This is a genomic window from Ruegeria sp. YKSF070, assembly GCF_059612725.1.
The window spans coordinates 128631-146869 of record NZ_JBXWRD010000005.1 but is presented as its reverse complement, the minus strand read 5'-3'; the positions used below and the strand labels follow the sequence as shown (position 1 = coordinate 146869).

21 protein-coding genes are annotated in these 18239 nt (G+C 63.6%); 12 read left to right on the top strand and 9 right to left on the bottom strand.

Annotated features, from left to right (window positions below; genetic code table 11):
* Positions 1-28: 28 nt before the first annotated feature.
* A complete protein-coding gene (mtgA, locus tag AC2FL1_RS04455; protein WP_496876110.1) occupies positions 29-757 on the top strand; it encodes a monofunctional biosynthetic peptidoglycan transglycosylase in 729 nt (242 codons plus the stop codon).
* Between the two features lie 12 nt (positions 758-769).
* On the opposite strand, the gene AC2FL1_RS04450 is transcribed toward mtgA, so the two are convergent.
* On the bottom strand, positions 770-1243 hold the full coding sequence (locus AC2FL1_RS04450) for a GNAT family N-acetyltransferase (protein ID WP_496876109.1): 474 nt from the start codon (positions 1241-1243) through the stop codon (positions 770-772).
* Positions 1244-1426: 183 nt separating this feature from the next.
* On the opposite strand from AC2FL1_RS04450, the gene fzlA reads away from it, so the two are divergent.
* From fzlA to AC2FL1_RS04435, 3 genes are all read left to right on the top strand, one after another.
* Positions 1427-2092, top strand: a complete 666-nt coding sequence (fzlA, locus tag AC2FL1_RS04445; protein WP_496825216.1) for an FtsZ-binding protein FzlA — start codon at positions 1427-1429, stop codon at positions 2090-2092.
* Positions 2093-2164: 72 nt separating this feature from the next.
* Positions 2165-3196 (top strand): tRNA epoxyqueuosine(34) reductase QueG, encoded by a 1032-nt coding sequence (queG, locus tag AC2FL1_RS04440; protein WP_496876108.1) that lies wholly within the window; start codon positions 2165-2167, stop codon positions 3194-3196.
* Between the two features lie 73 nt (positions 3197-3269).
* Positions 3270-5273 (top strand): hydantoinase/oxoprolinase N-terminal domain-containing protein, encoded by a 2004-nt coding sequence (locus AC2FL1_RS04435; protein WP_496876107.1) that lies wholly within the window; start codon positions 3270-3272, stop codon positions 5271-5273.
* A 39-nt stretch (positions 5274-5312) separates the two neighbouring features.
* Here the strand turns inward: AC2FL1_RS04435 and msrA are convergent, their stop codons facing one another.
* On the bottom strand, positions 5313-5825 hold the full coding sequence (gene msrA / locus AC2FL1_RS04430) for a peptide-methionine (S)-S-oxide reductase MsrA (RefSeq protein ID WP_496876106.1): 513 nt from the start codon (positions 5823-5825) through the stop codon (positions 5313-5315).
* Positions 5822-6271, bottom strand: coding sequence for a peptide-methionine (R)-S-oxide reductase MsrB (gene msrB, locus AC2FL1_RS04425; RefSeq protein WP_496825212.1), 450 nt, complete (start codon positions 6269-6271; stop codon positions 5822-5824). The genes msrA and msrB overlap by 4 nt, the downstream gene beginning before the upstream one ends.
* Positions 6272-6412: 141 nt before the next feature.
* Here msrB and AC2FL1_RS04420 point away from each other — a divergent pair, with 141 nt between their 5' ends.
* A complete protein-coding gene (locus AC2FL1_RS04420; protein WP_496825211.1) occupies positions 6413-6934 on the top strand; it encodes a glutathione peroxidase in 522 nt (173 codons plus the stop codon).
* Here AC2FL1_RS04420 and AC2FL1_RS04415 read toward each other — a convergent pair.
* The 4 genes from AC2FL1_RS04415 to ade form a co-directional block, all read right to left on the bottom strand.
* On the bottom strand, positions 6931-7809 hold the full coding sequence (locus AC2FL1_RS04415; RefSeq protein ID WP_496876105.1) for a DMT family transporter: 879 nt from the start codon (positions 7807-7809) through the stop codon (positions 6931-6933). The two genes, AC2FL1_RS04420 and AC2FL1_RS04415, sit on opposite strands and share 4 nt — an antisense overlap.
* 182 nt (positions 7810-7991) lie before the next feature.
* The gene (locus tag AC2FL1_RS04410) at positions 7992-8279 is read right to left on the bottom strand and encodes an HU family DNA-binding protein (RefSeq protein ID WP_234144607.1); all 288 of its coding nucleotides are present in this window, start codon (positions 8277-8279) and stop codon (positions 7992-7994) included.
* 132 nt (positions 8280-8411) lie between these two features.
* Positions 8412-9875, bottom strand: coding sequence for an AMP nucleosidase (locus AC2FL1_RS04405; RefSeq protein ID WP_496825209.1), 1464 nt, complete (start codon positions 9873-9875; stop codon positions 8412-8414).
* Complete coding sequence (gene ade / locus AC2FL1_RS04400) at positions 9872-11674, bottom strand: adenine deaminase (RefSeq protein WP_496876104.1); 1803 nt, start codon at positions 11672-11674, stop codon at positions 9872-9874. The genes AC2FL1_RS04405 and ade overlap by 4 nt, the downstream gene beginning before the upstream one ends.
* Before the next feature lie 112 nt (positions 11675-11786).
* Between ade and AC2FL1_RS04395 the strand changes: the two genes are divergently transcribed.
* Positions 11787-12215 carry a VOC family protein gene (locus tag AC2FL1_RS04395; protein ID WP_496876103.1) on the top strand — a complete coding sequence of 143 codons (429 nt, stop codon included), beginning with the start codon at positions 11787-11789 and terminating at the stop codon, positions 12213-12215.
* 91 nt (positions 12216-12306) lie between these two features.
* On the opposite strand, the gene AC2FL1_RS04390 is transcribed toward AC2FL1_RS04395, so the two are convergent.
* On the bottom strand, positions 12307-13179 hold the full coding sequence (locus tag AC2FL1_RS04390; RefSeq protein ID WP_496876102.1) for a LysR family transcriptional regulator: 873 nt from the start codon (positions 13177-13179) through the stop codon (positions 12307-12309).
* A 120-nt stretch (positions 13180-13299) separates the two neighbouring features.
* Between AC2FL1_RS04390 and AC2FL1_RS04385 the strand changes: the two genes are divergently transcribed.
* The 6 genes from AC2FL1_RS04385 to queF all read left to right on the top strand — a co-directional run bounded on the left by AC2FL1_RS04385 (position 13300) and on the right by queF (position 17548).
* On the top strand, positions 13300-14055 hold the full coding sequence (locus AC2FL1_RS04385) for a class II aldolase and adducin N-terminal domain-containing protein (RefSeq protein ID WP_496876101.1): 756 nt from the start codon (positions 13300-13302) through the stop codon (positions 14053-14055).
* 78 nt (positions 14056-14133) lie between these two features.
* Entirely contained in the window at positions 14134-15123 is a 990-nt protein-coding gene (locus AC2FL1_RS04380; protein ID WP_496876100.1) for a sterol desaturase family protein, read from the top strand.
* A gap of 171 nt (positions 15124-15294) precedes the next feature.
* Positions 15295-15987 (top strand): 7-cyano-7-deazaguanine synthase QueC, encoded by a 693-nt coding sequence (gene queC, locus AC2FL1_RS04375; RefSeq protein WP_496876099.1) that lies wholly within the window; start codon positions 15295-15297, stop codon positions 15985-15987.
* A complete protein-coding gene (locus tag AC2FL1_RS04370; RefSeq protein WP_496876098.1) occupies positions 15987-16343 on the top strand; it encodes a 6-pyruvoyl trahydropterin synthase family protein in 357 nt (118 codons plus the stop codon). The genes queC and AC2FL1_RS04370 overlap by 1 nt, the downstream gene beginning before the upstream one ends.
* Positions 16340-17059, top strand: a complete 720-nt coding sequence (gene queE, locus AC2FL1_RS04365; protein ID WP_496825202.1) for a 7-carboxy-7-deazaguanine synthase QueE — start codon at positions 16340-16342, stop codon at positions 17057-17059. Before AC2FL1_RS04370 ends, queE begins: the two co-directional genes overlap by 4 nt.
* Positions 17060-17080: 21 nt before the next feature.
* A complete protein-coding gene (gene queF / locus AC2FL1_RS04360; RefSeq protein WP_496876097.1) occupies positions 17081-17548 on the top strand; it encodes a preQ(1) synthase in 468 nt (155 codons plus the stop codon).
* 10 nt (positions 17549-17558) lie between these two features.
* On the opposite strand, the gene AC2FL1_RS04355 is transcribed toward queF, so the two are convergent.
* On the bottom strand, positions 17559-18191 hold the full coding sequence (locus tag AC2FL1_RS04355) for a class I SAM-dependent DNA methyltransferase (RefSeq protein WP_496876096.1): 633 nt from the start codon (positions 18189-18191) through the stop codon (positions 17559-17561).
* Between the last annotated feature and the right edge of the window lie 48 nt (positions 18192-18239).

Below are 18239 nucleotides of genomic sequence, written 5' to 3'. Positions count from 1 at the left end.
CGACACGGAACTGCGCTAAAAGGCAGTCATGGCCAAGCGGACTGCGAATTCGAGAAAGAAAAAGGCCCGTAAGGCCAAGAGCGAGATAAAGCCCTTGAAATGGGCGCTGCGCTGGGTTGGCCGCGTGTTCCTGGCCGGGTTTGCGCTGCTGATGGCGTTGGTGTTGCTCTTTTCGGTGATCAATCCGCCGATTACCCACACGATCTGGTCCGAGTATCGCCGTCTGGGCAAGGTGGAACGCGACTGGGTGCCGCTAGAGCAGATTGCGCCGGTGATGGCGCGGTCTGTGGTGGCGGCTGAGGACGCCAACTTTTGTCTGCATTGGGGCTTCGACGTCAATGCGATCCGTGCGGCCATTGGCGAAGGGTCGGGTCGTGGCGCCTCGACCCTGTCGCAACAGGTGGTGAAAAACGTGTTTCTGTGGCAGGGGCGCAGTTGGATCCGCAAGGCGCTGGAAACCGCGATCACGCCGCTGGTGGAATTGACCTGGTCCAAGCGCCGCATTGTCGAGGTCTATCTGAACGTGGCCGAGATGGACGCGGGGGTTTTCGGCGTGGCGGCGGCTGCCGAGCGCTATTTCGGCGTAACCCCTGACAAACTGTCGGCACAGCAGGCGGCGCGGCTTGCCGCTGTTCTGCCCAACCCGCGCGAGCGTTCAGCATCGGACCCTTCGCCCCGGCTGCGCAAGCGCGCGGCGGCGATCATGGATGGCGCGGCAACCATCGCGGCCGACGGACGGGCGGACTGTTTCGAATAGGGCGCGTTTGCGTCACGCGGTGTCGAGGCGGAACTTCAGAAACCGGTGCCCGGCATGATCGACTTCGCCCATTGAGCGCGCGCCAAGGCGGCGCAGCGCACCCAGATGCCGGCGCGAAGGCGGTAGCAGAAAGGTGACGAAGGGAATGCGCGGATCGGCATGGGCAAAGTCGAGCGCCTTGCGCGCGATGGGCAGGCCCAGCCCGAAATGCGCGGGGCAAAGGACCAGGCCGAAATCCCATTCCTCTCCCTCGCGCTGAAAGCCGCCCCAGCCCACATATTGGCCCTTATGTAAAAATGCCCAATGACCCAGTCCGTCACGGTCCCAACAGGCCTCCTTGGCCTGGACGAAAGAGACGGTCTGTGCGTCGCTCCAATTGTCGGGCATCAACGGCATATGAATGGCCAGACGCGGGTCGCGCATATGGGCGGTGATCAGGTTCGGGTCGACCTGCGTCAGACGGGCAAAGGTGAGGGGTGCGGGCATCGGATGGCCTGTGGCTAGGTTGCGCTATCTGCCGCCGCGCCCTGGTCGGCGTCAATCCGCCCAGCGTCACGAATGCGTGTCTCCCACCCGCCCGAGCGCCGGTGTTTTGTCCGGGGGAACTTGCACTTGCACCGCTGCCGGGGCTATTGCTGACGGGCAAGACCTCATTTGATCCGGATCCCCATGGCGCGCCTGTTTCACGTCCCCCTGTCCCCGTTCTGCCGAAAGGTCCGCCTGTTGCTGGCCGAAAAGAAGATCGAGGTTGAACTGGTCGAGGAGCGCTATTGGGAAGGCGACCCGGATTTTTTGCGCCGCAACCCGGCAGGCAAGGTGCCGGTGATCAAGCTGGACGGCAAGATGCTGGCGGAAAGCGGGGCCATTTGCGAGTATATCGAAGAAACCCGCCCCGAACCGCCGCTAATGCCCAAGGATGTTGACGGACGGTACGAGGTGCGCCGGTTGGTCAGCTGGTTCGACGACAAGTTTCATAACGAGGTGACCGCGAACCTGCTCTATGAAAGGGTCAACAAGAAGGTGACCGGGCAGGGCTATCCCGACAGCCGCAATGTCAAGGCCGGGGCCAAGGCGATCAAGTATCACCTCGACTACATGGCCTGGCTGCTGGATCACCGCCGCTGGCTGGCAGGTGATCAGATGACGCTGGCCGATTTTGCCGCCGCCGCGCATCTGTCGTCGCTCGATTACATCTCGGATGTGGACTGGAACCGCAGCCAGGTGGTCAAGGACTGGTACGCCAAGATAAAGTCGCGGCCCTCGTTCCGGTCGATCCTGGCGGACCAGATCCCCGGTTTCCGTCCACCGCCGCATTATACGGATCTCGATTTCTGACCCGGTTTGGGGGCGCTGCCCCCGTCGCGCCAAGGCGCGACTCCCCCGGAGTATTTTGGACCAGAAAGAAGCATGAGCGGGGAGTTGAAAGACAGGTTGGTCGCGCGGGCCCTGGAAGAAGGGTTCGTGGCCTGTCGCATCTGCCGTCCCTGGGATGTGCCGGACGTGCCGGAGCGGCTGGCCGCCTTTGTCGGGGCGGGGTACCACGGGCAGATGGGCTGGATGGCCGAACGGATGTCATGGCGCGGCGACCCGGCGGCGCTCTGGCCCGAAGCGCGTTCGGTCATCATGCTCGCCGAAAGCTATACTCCTGAAACTGATCCGATGGAGGTGATAGGCCAGACTGACCGCGCCGCGATATCGGTTTATGCGCGGGGTAAGGACTACCACGATCTGGTCAAGAAGCGGCTGAAGCGGCTCGCACGCTGGCTGATCGAAGCGGGCGGTGGCGAGGTCAAGGTGTTCGTCGATACCGCCCCGGTGCCGGAAAAGGCGCTGGGACAGGCGGCGGGGCTGGGCTGGCAGGGCAAGCATACTAACCTGGTCAGTCGTGATTGGGGCAATTGGGCCTTTTTAGGCTCTGTTTTCACCACGCTCGATTTGCCGGTGGATGAGACCGGGCGCGACAATTGCGGCTCCTGCACCGCCTGCCTGACAGCTTGCCCCACGGATGCGTTTCCGGCGCCCTATCTGCTGGATGCACGACGCTGCATTTCCTATCTGACCATCGAGCACAAGGGACCGGTGGACGAAGAGTTGCGCAGCAAGCTGGGCAATCGCATCTATGGCTGCGACGACTGTCTTGCCGCCTGTCCGTGGAACAAGTTCGCCGTGGCCGCCAGCGACCTGCGCTATGCCGGGCGCCCCGAACTGGAGGCGCCCGCCCTGGCCGATCTGGCGCGGCTGGACGATACCGGGTTCCGGGCGATGTTCTCGGGATCGCCCATCAAGCGGATCGGACGCGACCGGTTCGTGCGCAACGTGCTTTATGCCATCGGCAATTCCGGTCTGCCGGCTCTGCGCTCGGTTGCGCAGCGTTTGACCAGTGATCCCGACCCGGCAGTGGCGGACGCGGCGCGCTGGGCGGCGGCGCGGCTGGCCTGAGCGCCGCAAACAGGCGGGACATGTCGCTGCAAAGCGGTATTGAGGCACAAGCGAACAGGATGGAGGGGACCCGATGACGCTGTCCTTGGGTGTGGATACGGGCGGAACCTATACCGACGCGGTGCTGATCCGCGACGAACGCGACGTGATCGCGACCGCCAAGGCGCTGACCACGCGGTCGGACCTGGCCATCGGGGTAGGCAACGCCATTCGCGCGGTGCTGGATCAGGCAGGCGTGGCGCCCGGCGATATCGGGCTTGCCTCGCTGTCGACGACACTGGCCACCAATGCGCTGGTCGAGGGGCAGGGCGGGCGTGTGGCGCTGATCTATATCGGGTTCGGCGAGGGCGATCTGGACAAGCACGGGCTGCGCGAGGCGCTCAAGGGCGACCCTGCGCTGGTGATCGCGGGCGGTCACAGTCATACCGGGGCCGAGGCGGTGCCGCTCGATCTGGGCGCGTTGCAGTCGTTTCTTGTCTCTAACAAGGGAATTTCGGGCTTTGCGGTGGCCGGCCTTTTTGCCACCCGCAACCCCGAACACGAACTCATGGTGGCCCGCGCGATCACCGAGGCGACCGGGGCGCCGGTGACCTGTTCGCACCAGCTGTCGGCCAAGTTGAACGGGCCGAAACGGGCGGTTACAGCGGTTCTGAACGCCCGCCTGATCGGCATGATCGACCGTTTGATCGGCCGCGCACAGGATACGCTGGTCGAGATCGGCATCGACGCGCCGATGATGGTGGTGCGGGGTGACGGCGCGCTGATGAGCGCCGAACAGGCGCGTGAACGGCCTATCGAGACCATTCTCAGCGGTCCGGCGGCCTCGATCGTGGGCGCGCGCTGGCTGACCGGGGTCAGTGATGCGCTGGTTTCGGACATTGGCGGCACCACCACCGATGTGGCCCTGATCCGCGATGGCCGGCCCAAGATCGACCCGGCTGGTGCCCAGGTCGGTGGATTTCGCACCATGGTCGAGGCGGTGGCGATGCGGACCTATGGACTGGGTGGGGACAGCCAGGTGCATGTGATCACCGAGGGGTTGCAGGGCGGTGTCCACCTTGGTCCGCGCCGGGTTCTGCCCTTGTCGCTGATCTCGGCAGAGGCGGGCGCGGTGGTGCATGCGGCGCTGGATGCGCAATTGCGCGCGGCCTCGACCGGGGAATATGACGCGCGCTTTGCGCGGCGGGTTCTGGGGGTGCCGGCAGACGGGATCGGCCCGCGCGAGACGGTACTGCTTGACCGGTTGGGCACGCGGGTCTTGCCCCTGTCCGAGTTGCTGAGAACACGGATGGAGCAGGGCGCGCTGACCCGGCTGGTTGACCGGGGTATCGTACAGGTCTCGGGTCTGACCCCTTCGGATGCAAGTCACGTACTGGGACGCCTCGACGCGTGGGATGCGGCAGCCGCCTTGAAGGGGATGGAGCTCTTTGCGCGCAAGCGGACTGGCAATGGCGAGCGTCTGGCAAAGGATGCCGAAACACTGGCAACGATGATCATCGACCAGTTGACCGAGCAGACCGCACAGACCTTGTTAGAGACTGCATTTGCCGAAGAGGACGTTGATTTCGGCCTGCCGCCCGAGCAGCTTGCCCGCCATGTTCTGACCCGCCGGGGGCTGTCGGGACATCGCGGCCTCTTGGCGCTGGATGTGGCCTTGAACCTGCCTGTCGTGGGGCTGGGGGCCTCGGCGGCCAGCTACTATCCGGCGGTGGGTGCGCGGTTGCGCTGCGACACGATCCTGCCGGAACATGGCGGCGTGGCCAATGCGATCGGGGCGGTGGTGGGCCGGGTGACCCTGCGCCGGGCGGGCAGCGTGACAGCCCCCGCCGAGGGGCGTTATCGTGTGCATCTGGTCGACGGGCCGCAGGATTTCGGCGATCCCGAGCAGGCAATGTCCTTGTTAGAGACTGTTTTGCGGGACGAAGCAGAACAGGCCGCGCGCGCAGCCGGGGCCGAGGACATCCGCATTCTGGTCAACCGCGATATCCGTCAGGTGCCGATCGAAGGGCGCGAGGTGTTTATCGAGGCCGAGGTGACTGTCGAGGCCAGCGGCCGCCCCCGTATCGCGGCAGAGTGAACCGGGCGCGTAACAGGCGCGCCCGGACAAGATCAGGCTCTATTCAGCCGCATCAGCGCGTTTCGGCAGCACCCAGTCGGCGCGCGCGAAATGGCAGGTATAGCCGTTGGGATGCTTCTCCAGATAGTCCTGGTGGTTCTCTTCAGCCTCCCAGAAATCACCCACCGGTTCAACCTCGGTAACAACCTTGCCCGGCCAAAGGCCCGAGGCATCGACGTCGGCGATAGTGTCAAGCGCGACCGCCTTTTGCGCGTCGTCCACATAGTAAATGGCCGAGCGATAACTGGTGCCCAGATCGTTGCCCTGCCGGTTCACCGTGGTCGGGTCATGGATCTGGAAAAAGAATTCCAGCAACTTCCGGTACGAGATGCGCGCCGGATCGAACCAGATCTCGATCCCCTCGGCGTGGGTGCCGTGATTGCGATAGGTGGCGTTGGGCACGTCACCGCCGGTATAGCCGACGCGGGTCCGGTCAACCCCGGGCATCTTGCGGATCAGATCCTGCATGCCCCAGAAACATCCTCCTGCCAGAACGGCGCGTTCAAGGCTCATGCGATATCCTCCACCTGATCGAGATAGTCAGCGTACCCCTCTGCCGCCATGTCGTCACGATGGACAAAGCGGAGCGAGGCCGAGTTGATGCAATAGCGCAGTCCGCCGCGATCGCGCGGACCGTCGGGAAAGACATGGCCCAGATGGCTGTCCCCATGTTTCGAGCGAACCTCGGTGCGGATCATGCCATGGGTGCGATCCTCGAATTCCAGCACATGGGCGGTTTCGATCGGCTTGGTGAAGCTGGGCCAGCCGCAGCCGGATTCGTATTTGTCCGAGGACGCAAAAAGCGGTTCGCCCGAGACGATGTCGACATAGATGCCCGGTTCCTTGTTGTGCAGCAGCTTGCCAGTGCCGGGGCGTTCCGTGCCGCTATGCTGCGTGACATGGAATTCTTCGGGGCTTAGCGCGGCGATCGCCTCGGGAGATTTCGTGTAACGGGTCATGGAGCCTCCGTTCAGGGGTATTCATGCGCAGTATTTGAGATCGGATTGCCGAAAGCAAAGGGTTGTTTCGCAGCCCTCGCGAAGACGTGCATTGATCCGTATCACCTTGCCGTACGTAACCTAAGGGAAAGGAGAGCCAAGATGTACCGCATCGTTTTTCTGATCTTTCTTCTGCTTGTCGGCCGCTCGGTGCAGGCAGGACCTGTATCCGGCGTGTTCCCTTCGATCGACGGCGGCTCGTTGTCGATAGAGGATTGGCGCGGACGACCGGTGCTGGTCGTCAACACCGCGTCGCAATGCGGGTTCACTGGCCAATATGCCGGTTTGCAAAACCTTTGGGAAACCTATCAGGATGCCGGGCTGGTTGTTCTCGCAATCCCGTCGGATGACTTTAATCAGGAATTGGCAACCGCGGCCGAGGTCAAGGAGTTCTGCGCGCTAAACTATGATCTGACGCTGCCGATGACCGACATACTGCATGTGAAGGGGGCACAGGCGCATCCGTTCTACAAAGCGGTCAAGGCCGAAACCGGGTTCGAACCGGCCTGGAACTTCAACAAGGTTCTGGTGGCGCCGGACGGGTCTGTTGCGGCGACCTTCGGGTCGGCTGTCAAACCGGACTCCGCGCGGATGCAGCGCGAGATCGAGGCGTTGCTGAACTAGGGTTTTCGCGCGCTTGCCTGACGCGACAGCTGGACTGCAAGGATACCAGCGGTGGTGATCGCCACGCCGAAGGCGTCGAGCGCGCCCAGCCGCTCGCCCAGCAGGGCGGCGGCGATGGCAACACCAAACACCGGGTTGAGAAAGTGGAAGGTGGCCGCCCGGATCGCACCGATCCGGTTGAGCAGCAAGACCCAGACAAAGGTGGCGGTGAGGCCGGGTACCAGCGTTGTATAGGCAAAAGCCAGAGCCAGCGGCAGCGTCGGCGTGACATGCACGGTCTCAAAGATCGGGGTGGCGAGAAACAGGACAGCGGAGCCAACCAGCATCTGCAAGCCGACCACCATCATGAAATTCCCACCCGAGGTCGCCCCGCGCAGGGCAAGCGTGGCGGTGGCCAGCGCCAGCGCGCCCAGACCGCAGAGCAGCACCCCGAACAGATCGACCCCCGCGCCGATGCGCGCGCCCATGATCAAAGCCACACCGAGAAAACCAGCCATCAGTCCGACAATCCCCAGCGCCGGAAGCCGCTCGCCGAACAGCAGCCAGCTGGCCAGCGCCACGAGGAGAGGCATGGTCGAAGCGATGATCGCGGCGACCGAGGCCTCGACCGTTTGCATCGCATAGAAGTTGAGGCCCAGATAGAGCGCGTTCTGGCAGATGCCAAAGACGATGGTCGCCTTCCACTGGCCACGGGTCAGGTTCCAGCTTTGCCCCGTGGCGCGGGCGATGGCCACGCCCAGAAGGCCCGAAATCAGGAAGCGGCAGGCGAGAGAAAACAGCGGCGAGGCATCTGCCACGATGATCCGTGCCGAGGTGAAGGCCGAGGACCACATGAAGGCAAAGGCCAGCCCCATGGCAATGGCGCGCAGATCCACGGTGTTCTCTCCCTCTCGATCAACGCGGCGACAGTTTCGGAAATCACGGTCCGGTGCAAGGGGGCACTCTCTTGTCACCGCGGGAGGCGAGACCTTGCGATACTCAGGGCAAGAGGTAAGAGGGGCGCAAACGCAAGGACCGCCCCGAAGGGCGGCCAGAAAAGCATGTGATCCGGTTGGGATCAGCCGTTCACGCTGTCCTTCAGCGCCTTGGCGATGGTCATCTTGACCACCTTGTCGGCTTCCTTGGTAAAGGTCTCGCCGGTGGCGGGGTTGCGCACCTGGCGCTCGGGGCGCTCGCGGCAATAGATCTTGCCGACGCCCGGCAGGGTCACGGCACCACCGCCCGACACTTCGCGGGTGATCAGCGCGCAGACCGCGTCCAGAGCGGCGCTGGCGGTTTTCTTGTCACTGCCCATATCCTCGGCGAGTGCGGCAACGAGCTGAGTTTTGGTCATAGGCTTTGCCATTTCTTGGTCTCCTTTTTCGTGCCCGATCCATAGGGCCTCATTGCGGCAATCTAACTTTATCTTGTGAGCGAACACAACGAATAGTAGCGTCGAAAATCCCGAAAATAGGGGATTTTCGGCGTTTTTCCGCAGTTAGAGGAAGGCTGTTTCGTCAAATGATCGCAATTTGCGGCTGTGCAGCCGTTCCAGAGGCATGCCACGCAGGGCTTCCATGGCCCTGATCCCGATGCGCAAATGGCGGCTGACCTGCGTGGTATAGAAGGTCGAGGCCATGCCGGGAAGCTTCAATTCGCCATGCAGCGGCTTGTCGCTGACACAGAGAAGCGTGCCATATGGGACCCTGAATCGATAGCCGTTTGCGGCGATGGTCGCGCTTTCCATGTCGAGTGCGATGGCGCGAGATTGGCTGAGGCGTTGCACCGGGCCCGACTGGTCGCGCAGTTCCCAGTTGCGGTTGTCGATGGTGGCGACGGTACCGGTGCGCATGATCCGTTTCAGGTCGTAACCGCTGAGTTCTGTCACCTCGGCCACCGCCTGTTCCAGCGCGATCTGGATCTCGGCCAGCGCCGGGATCGGAACCCAGACCGGCAGGTCGTCGTCCAGCACATGGTCCTCGCGCAGATAGGCATGGGCCAGCACGAAATCACCCAGCGCCTGGGTGTTCCTGAGGCCGGCGCAATGACCCACCATCAGCCAGGCATGCGGGCGCAGCACAGCGATATGGTCGGTCGCGGTCTTGGCGTTGGATGGGCCTACGCCGATGTTGACCAGCGTGATGCCCGACCCGTCGGGGCGCTTGAGATGATATGAGGGCATCTGCGGAAGCTTCGCCGGAACATCGATCGGGGTATCCGGATCGGTGACCTCGACATTGCCGGTGCTGACAAAGCTGGTGTAGCCGCTCGCCGGGTCGCCCAATTGCGCGCGGGCATAGGCCTCGAACTCGGAGACATAGAACTGGTAGTTGGTGAACAGGACGTGGTTCTGGAAATGCTCGGGGTCTGTGGCGGTGTAATGCGCCAGCCGGGCCAGCGAGTAATCTACCCGTTGCGCGGTGAACAGCGACAGAGGGCCCGCGCCGTCCTCGGACACATGGGTGCCGTTGACGATATCGTCATTTGTGGTGGCCAGATCCGGCACGTCGAACACGTCGCGCAGGGTAAAACCGGCGGCGCCTTCGTGTGGAACAACCAGATCGGGGGCATTTGCCACCGCGAAATGCAGCGGGATCGGCGTGGTCGACGCGGCGATCTGCACCGGTTGGCCATGATTCCGGATCAACAGGCCGATCTGCTGGGTCAGGTATGACCGGAACAGGTCTGGACGGGTGATGGTGGTCGCATGGGTGCCCGGTTGCGAAACATGGCCAAAGCTGAGCCGGCTGTCCACCTGCGCGTAAGACGAGGTTGAAAAGCGGATCTCGGGGTAATAGGCGCGAAATCGGGTTCCTGGGTCCAGACCCTGCATTGCGCTGGTGAACCTCTCACAGAGGAAACCGGTCGACTGGCTGTAGAGCTCTTCGAGCCGCACGACAGCTTGGGCTGCATCGGTGAAATAAGCCGGTTCGGGGGTTTCGGGGGTGATCAGCTGCGTCATGCAAGCGGCTCCAGAAGGTTGATCCGCTGAAAGCTGCGCACATCGATCAGGCCAAGATCGGAAATACGCAGTTCGGGGATCACCACCAGCGCCAGCAACGAATGCTGCATATAGGCGTTGTTGAGTTTGCAGCCGCAGGCGGCCATGGTCTCGACCATCTCCTGCGCCTTAGCGGCGACCTCGGCGGCGGGGTTGTCGGACATCAGGCCCGCGATGGGCAGTTCTACCATCGCCAGCTCCCGGCCCTCGCGCCAGATGGTGATGCCGCCGCCGACCTCGGCCAGCCGGTTGGCGGCCAGCGCCATCTGGTCACGGTCGGTGCCGACCACGATCATGTGGTGGCTGTCATGCGCCACGGTCGAGGCCATGGCCATGCGGCCCTGATAGCCAAAGCCCGAGACAAAGGCGTTGGTGACGCCGCCGGTGGCGCGGTGGCGTTCGACGAGCGCGATCTGGCAGACATCGCCCTCGCCTTCGACCAGCCCCCCGATGATTGGCAGTTCCGCTTTCAGCGCCTTGGTCGGTGCCTGGTTTTCCACCACCCCGATCACATTGGCGCGGACCCGGTTGGCGCCGGTGGGGGCCTTGATCTCGAAATCCGTCGCGCTGAGCGCATGGCCCAGATGAACGGTGTTGCGGGCCGTGTCGGGCCAGTCGTAATGCGGGCAATCGACGGTGATCTTGCCGTTCTCGGCCACCACCTGCCCGCGTGCGATCACCAGTTCGATGGGCAGCGCGTGCAGGTCCGAGGTGAGGATCACATCGGCCCGGCGGCCCGGCGCGGTCGAGCCCAGCTCGCGCTCCAGCCCGAAATGCGTGGCGGTGTTGATCGTCGCCATTTGCAGCGCGACCAGAGGGTCGCAGCCACAGGCGATGGCATGGCGCACGACCCTGTTCATATGGCCCTCATGCACCAGCGTGCCCGAATGGCAATCGTCGGTACACAGGATGAAGTTGCGCGGATCGAGCCCTTTTTCCGTCACTGCGGTGATCTGGGTCTCCACGTCATACCAGGCGCTGCCCAGCCGCATCATGCTGCGCATGCCCTGGCGCACCCGGGCGATGGCATCCGCCTCGCAGGTGCCCTCGTGATCGTCGGCCGGGCCACCCGCCACATAGGCGGCAAAGGCGGGTCCCAGATCGGGCGAGGCGTAATGCCCGCCCACCGTCTTGCCCGCGCGCTGGGTGGCGGCGATCTCGGCCAGCATCTTGGGGTCGGCATTGGTGACGCCGGGAAAGTTCATCATCTCGCCCAACCCGATGATGCCGGGCCAGGTCATCGCCTCGGCCACATCCTCGGGCGTGATCTCATACCCGGTGGTCTCCAGCCCCGGCGCCGAGGGCGCGCAGGAGGGCATCTGGGTAAAGATGTTGACGGGCTGCATCAGCGCCTCGTCATGCATCATCCGTACACCGGCGAGGCCAAGGACGTTGGCGATCTCATGCGGGTCGGTGAACATGGTGGTGGTGCCATGCGGGATGACGGCGGCAGCGAATTCCGCCGGGGTCAGCATACCGCTTTCGATATGCATATGCCCGTCGCAGAGGCCGGGGATCATGTAGCGCCCGTTCGCCTCGATGATCCGGGTTTCCGGGCCGGTGCAATGGCTGGCATCGGGGCCGACAAAGGCGATGCGCCCTTCGGCAATCGCGATGGAGTGGCCGGGTAGTGCCTCGCGCGTGTGCACGTTGATCCAGATACCATCGCGGATGATCATGTCCGCCGGTTCCCGCCCTGCGGCAACGGCGATCAGTCGGGGGGCCACGTCGGCCCAAGCTGAGAAAGTCTTGTGTTCCATGGCGCAGCTTTTCCGAAACCGCGACCGGGTGCAAGCCCTGCCGAAAGGGTTTCATCAAAGCTTCGTCTTTGCCCGCTTGACAGCGGCAGGCGGTCGGCGTGACCCTGCCGGAATGGATTATGATACGATAGATGCAGATGGGTTCGGGCGGTCGCTCAGGGGGATCGGGCTGAACCTGCTGGTACGGGATGTACCGGCGGAATGTGCCTTTCTAGAGGCTGTTTTTGCCATGAGGTCGCATCAGGTGACGGCGGATTTCGCTATCGTCACTTATGGCGACCAGGTGTTCCAGTTGCACAGCGACGGCACCTATCACGCCAACCCGCTGCTGGGGCTCTTGCCGGAGAACCCGCCGCGCGGCGCGGGGATCGAAATCAGGCTCTATGACAGCGATCCCGATGCGGCGGCAGCGCGCGCCACGGATTTTGGCGCGACCATCCTGCAAGCGCCGACCGACAAGCCGCATGGCCTGCGCGAGGCCTATGTCCTGTGCGACAATGGTTATGCATGGGTGCCGAGCCGGCCCAAGGACAGTGCCTGACCGCAGCGCGCCAAGGGCGCGCTGCCCGGCCCAACGGGAGGAGGTGCCGCGCCAGCGGCATCGACGACGGGCGGGAGCGCCCTTTCCCGGATCACCCGGCCTCGCGGGCGATTTCGGCGCGGATCCAGTTGGCAAAGGCCACCGCGCCGGGGGTCTCCTCGGCCTGCGGCGACAGCAACAGGTAATAGGCCTCGGGCATGGCCGCGCGATGGGCAAACGGCGCGATCAGCCGCCCCTGCTCGATCAGGCCGCGCGCGATAGTGTCATGCGCCAGACACAGCCCGCCGCCCGCCATCGCCACCGACAAGCCGACCATATAGGTGGTGGCATAGGTGATCGGCGGATCGGGCCAGTTCAGGGCCTGTTCCTCGGCCCAGGTCGCCCAGTTCGACAACAGGTTGGAACAGTCATAGAGCGGCTGCCCGACCAGCGTTTCCAGTGTCACCTGATAGCCGGGCGCGCAGACGGGATAGTACTGTTCGCTGCGCAACAGCTCGGTCCGCACCGTATCCGCCGGGCGCAGGGAATAGCGGATCTCTACTGCCGCGCCCTCGGCCATTTCGCGCGGCTCCCAAAGCTCGGTGAAGATGTTCAGGCGCACATCCGGGTGCAGCGCGCGGAACCGGGGCAGACGCGGGCCCAGCCAGTTGACCGCAAATGTGATGTTGCATTGCACCTGCACCGTATTCTGATGGTCGCCGGTCACCGCGCGGGTGCCCCGGATCAGGGTGCGGAACGCCTCGCGCACCACCGGCAGATAGGTGATCCCGGCCTCGGTCAGTTCCAGCGCCCGGGGCCGGCGGTGAAACAGCGGCTGGCCAAGGTGCGATTCCAGCGCCTTGATCTGCTGGCTGACGGCGCTTTGCGTCATGTTCAGATCGCGCGCGGCGCCGGTAAAGGACAGGTGGCGGGCGGCGGCCTCGAAGGTGCGCAACCAGCCCAGCGGGGGAAGGGGGTTCTGCATACCATAACTCTGCCATAAGTCTTTCTAATGCGAAAAGGGTGAATTTTTCGTTGGTCAAACCTGACGCCAAAAGGCAGCTTTTGGGCAACCCGAATGCCAGCCGACTCCAGGAGAGAGCCCATGTCCGTCACCAGCCTGCGCCCAAATATCGACCATTGGCAGGAGCGCGTCGATCTGGCCGCGTCCTTTCGCTGGATCGAGCGGCTGAACATGCACGAAGGGGTCGCCAATCATTTCAGCCTGGCGGTGAACGCCGAGGGGACGCAGTTCCTGATGAACCCCAACCAGATGCATTTCGCCCGTATCCGCGCCTCGGACCTGCTGCTGCTGGATGCCAACGACCCCAGAACGATGGAGATGCCGGGGGCGCCCGATCCGACGGCCTGGGGCCTGCATGGCTCGATCCACCGCCATTGCCCGCATGCGCGCTGCGTGATGCATGTGCATTCGATCTTTGCCACCGTTCTGGCCAGCCTTGCCGACAGTACCCTGCCGCCGATCGACCAGAACACGGCGATCTTCTACAACCGCTATGTCATCGACGACGAGTTTGGCGGGCTGGCGTTCGAAAGCGAGGGCGAGCGCTGTGCCTCGATGCTGAACGATCCGAAGAAGCGGGTGATGATCATGGGCAACCATGGCGTGCTGGTGATCGGCAGCGACGTGGGCGACACGCTGAACCGGCTCTATTATTTCGAGCGCGCCGCCGAGACCTATATCCGCGCCTTGCAGACGGGCCGGCCGCTGCGCGTGCTTAGCGACGAGATTGCCGAGAAGACTGCGCAGGAGCTTGACGATTATCCGGGGCAGGCTGAGGCGCATCTGCGCGAGGTCAAGGCGGTGCTGGACGGTGAAGGGTCGACCTACGCCAGCTGACACTTTGAAACTCACAACCTGCCCGAACCGGCCCGTGGGCGCCGGAGGATGGCGCTTGTCCAGAGACGAGGAAAGACGATGACCGATTTCAGTCAGGACGCCGAAGCGGCACGCTGGAATTATCGCCCCGAAAACCCGGTGGGGCTGAACCCGCTGTTCACCTGGCCGCCGCGCCCGGCGGCGGTGCTGCGGTGGTATCGGGGGGCGTGGCTGCAACTGACCTCGCTGACCCTCTGTCTGGCGCTGGCCGTTGCGGCCTATGCCTGGTTCCTGCCGCCGCTCGAGACGATGCAGAGCTTTGCGCCCGGTTGGATGTTCCGGGTGTGGCTGTTGAACATGGTGCCGCAGATCATGGTGGCGGGCAGTCTGCACTGGTGGCTTTACATGCGCAAAGGCCAGGGCATGTACAAGAAGTTCGACCGCCGCGATCTGACCCGGGACAACGGCACCTTTACCTTTCGCAATCAGGTCTGGGACAATATCTGGTGGACGCTTGGAAGCGCGATGACCGTCTGCACGGTCTATCAATGGCTGATCTACTGGGTCATGGCCAATGGCTGGGTCCCCACCGTTACCTGGGCGCAGGCGCCGGTCTGGTTCGTGGTCTGGATGTTCTTTATCCCGATGTGGTCGGGGCTGCATTTCTATTGGGTGCACCGGCTGGAGCATCACCCGAAGCTCTACAAGCATGTGCACGCCGTGCATCACCGCAATGTCAACATCGGCCCGTGGTCCGGGATTTCGAACCACTGGTACGAGAATATCCTCTATTTCACGACCTATTTCATTCATCTGCTGGTGCCCTCACACCCGCTGCATCTGCTGTTTCACATCTACTTCCAGCAGGTCAGCCCGATCCTGTCGCATTCGGGGTTCGAGAAGATCAAGGCGGGCGAGACCGAGGCCGCCAAGACCGGGGATTTCTTTCACCAGCTGCATCACCGATATTTCGAGTGCAATTACGGCACCTCCGAGATCCCCTTTGACAAGTGGTTCGGCACTTTCCACGACGGCAGCGCCGAGGCGACCACCCGCACTCGCGCCTATAAGAAGCAGATGTATACCTGACCCGGTTGACAGGTTTCACAAGGGCCGCCCGCCTGGGCGGTCTTTCACGTTTTTGAGGGCGCGCGCGCCGGGTCTTTACCTTTGCCCTGCGCCTCTGCTACAGGCGCCCGGTCCGGATCATCCGGGCGCCGGTCGCAGCCTACCCGGCTTATGAAAACAAGGGACCCAAATGTGAAGACACTTGTCATCTGCTCCGGCGGATTGGATTCGGTATCGCTGGCCCACAAGGTGGCCGCCGAGCACGATCTGATCGGCCTTATCTCCTTCGACTACGGTCAGCGCCACCGCAAGGAGCTGGATTTTGCCGCCCTTGCGGCCACGCGGCTGGGCGTGCCGCATGATCTGATCGACATGCGCCAGATCGGCGCGCATCTGTCGGGCAGCGCCCTGACCGATGATGTGGACGTGCCCGACGGGCATTATGCCGAGGACACCATGAAGATCACCGTGGTGCCCAACCGCAATGCCATCATGCTGGCTATTGCATTCGGCATCGCCGCGGCCAAACAGGCCGACGCGGTGGCGACCGCCGTGCATGGCGGCGATCACTTCATCTATCCCGATTGCCGCCCCGGTTTTACCCAGGCGTTCGAGGCGATGCAGGCCCATGCGCTGGACGGCTATGCCAGTGTCCGGCTTTACACCCCCTTCGTGCACGAACCGAAATCGGCCATCGTGACCGAGGGCGCGCGCCACAACACGCCCTTTGCCGATACCTGGTCCTGCTACAAGGGGGGCGAGGTGCATTGCGGCCGCTGCGGCACCTGTGTCGAACGGCGCGAGGCGTTCGATCTGGCGGGTGTTGAAGACCCGACCGTCTATGCCGACCCCGAGTTCTGGCGCGCTGCGGTGGAGGGGCGCTGATGTACCGGATCACCAAGGAGTTCCATTTCTCGGCCTCGCACCAGCTGTGCCATTTGCCCGACGACCATCCCTGTGCCCGGCTGCACGGGCATAACTATATCGTCGAGGTCGAACTGGCCGCCCCCGATCTGGATGCCAACGCCTTTGTCCGCGACTACCGCGAGTTGGAGCCGCTCAAGACATGGATCGACGATGCGCTGGACCACCGCCATCTGAACGAGGTTTTCGGCCATGACATGGTCACCTCGGAACGGCTGGCGAAAGAGGTCTATGACTTCTGCAAGGCGCGCTGGGTGGAAACCAGCGCCGTTCGGGTCAGCGAGACGCCCAAGACCTGGGCCGAGTACCGGCCATGACCACGCTGCGCATCGCCGAAATCTTCGGTCCCACGATACAGGGAGAGGGCGCGGTGATCGGCGCGCCCACCGTGTTCGTGCGGGCGGGCGGCTGCGATTACCGTTGTTCCTGGTGCGACAGCCTGCATGCGGTGGACAGCGCCTATCGCGACACATGGGCCGCGATGAGCACCGAGGAGATCTGGGCCGAGGTCGTGCGTCTGTCGGGCGGTATGCCGCTGACAGTGTCGCTCTCGGGCGGCAATCCCGCGATCCAGGACTTCGGCCCGTTGATCGAGATGGGCAAGGCGCAGGGCTATCGCTTTGCGCTGGAAACCCAAGGATCGGTCGCGCGGGGCTGGTTTCGTCAGCTTTCGCCTCTGATCCTCAGCCCCAAACCGCCCTCGTCCGGCGAAACGGTGGATTGGGACCGGTTCGGCGACTGTATCGCACAGGCGCGCGATGCGGTGACGGTGATCAAGATCGTGGTGTTCGACGAGGCCGATTACCTCTGGGCGCGCGAGGTGGCGGCGCGTTATCCGAACCTGCCGATCTATCTGCAACCGGGCAACCACACGCCGCCGCCGCCCGATGCCGAGGATGCCGCCATCGACATGGACGGTATCATGGCGCGTTACCAATGGCTGATCGGACGGACCCTGTCCGACCGATGGTTCACCCCCACAATCCTGCCGCAGCTGCATGTACTGGTCTGGGGCAACAAGCGCGGCGTCTGAGACGCCGAGAGGAGCAAGATAATGGCCAATCAGGACATCTATGCGAACCTGACCCAACTGGGTGGCAAGACGGAACTGCCGAACTCGCCCGACGAGGCGGTGCTGGAAAAGGTGCCCAACCCGCAGGCGGGCACCGAATACGCGGTGCGCTTCACTGCGCCCGAGTTTACCTCGCTCTGCCCGCTGACGGCGCAGCCCGATTTCGCCCATATCGTGATCGACTATGTGCCGGGCGACTGGCTGGTGGAAAGCAAGTCGTTGAAGCTCTACCTCGGCGCGTTCCGCAACCTCGGCGCGTTCCACGAGGATTGCAGCGTCTCCATCGGCAAACGGCTGGTCGAGCTGCTAGCGCCCAAATGGCTGCGGGTCGGGGCCTATTGGTATCCGCGCGGCGGCATTCCGATCGACGTGTTCTATCAGACCGGGCCGGAATTGCCGGGTGTCTGGATCCCCGATCAGGGCGTGCCGACCTATCGCGGACGGGGCTAGGTTCAGGTCCCTAGGACTTCTCGAACAGCGCGATAAACGCGATGTCGTCCTTGTGCGGACCGGCGGCCAGATCGCCATAGATCCGCACCCGGGGAAGTTTGAGGTTCTCGATCTGCCCCCGCTCCATCTCGCGCAGCGCGGTGGCAAAGCCTTTCTCGTCGAAATGCGCGGCGTTGATCGACAGCGCGAATTGCGCGCCGGGCCGGGCGACACGCAAAAGCGCGGGAAAAACCTCGGGGCCGAGATGGCCATGGGTGAAGGTGCCCGAGGACACGATACCGGAGTAACTCTCGCGCGGGGCGGGGATGCCCTGGTTCAGGTCGGTCTCGATGGCGTCGCGATAGATGTCCTTGCGCATGGCGCGGTCCAGCATCTCGGCGCTGATATCGGCGGCGTCGATCGGGCCGACGCCAAGCCCGGCCAGAATGGCACCGCAGAGGCCGGTTCCCGCGCCCACATCCAGCACCGGCCCTTGACCACCCGCCGCCACAAAGGCGCGCGCGGTGTGCATCGGCAACTGGTAATCTTCACGTGCGGCGAAGCCGTCGTCATAATCGCCTGCCCATTCGGCATAGAGCTGCCGGTTGTCCTCGGGCGATTGCAGGCCATAGGCCGCGTCCAGATCGGGTGTCTTGATGCTCATCCCCAATTGAAGGCCCAAGTGCGGATTCGAATCAAGTGCGTCGATCAA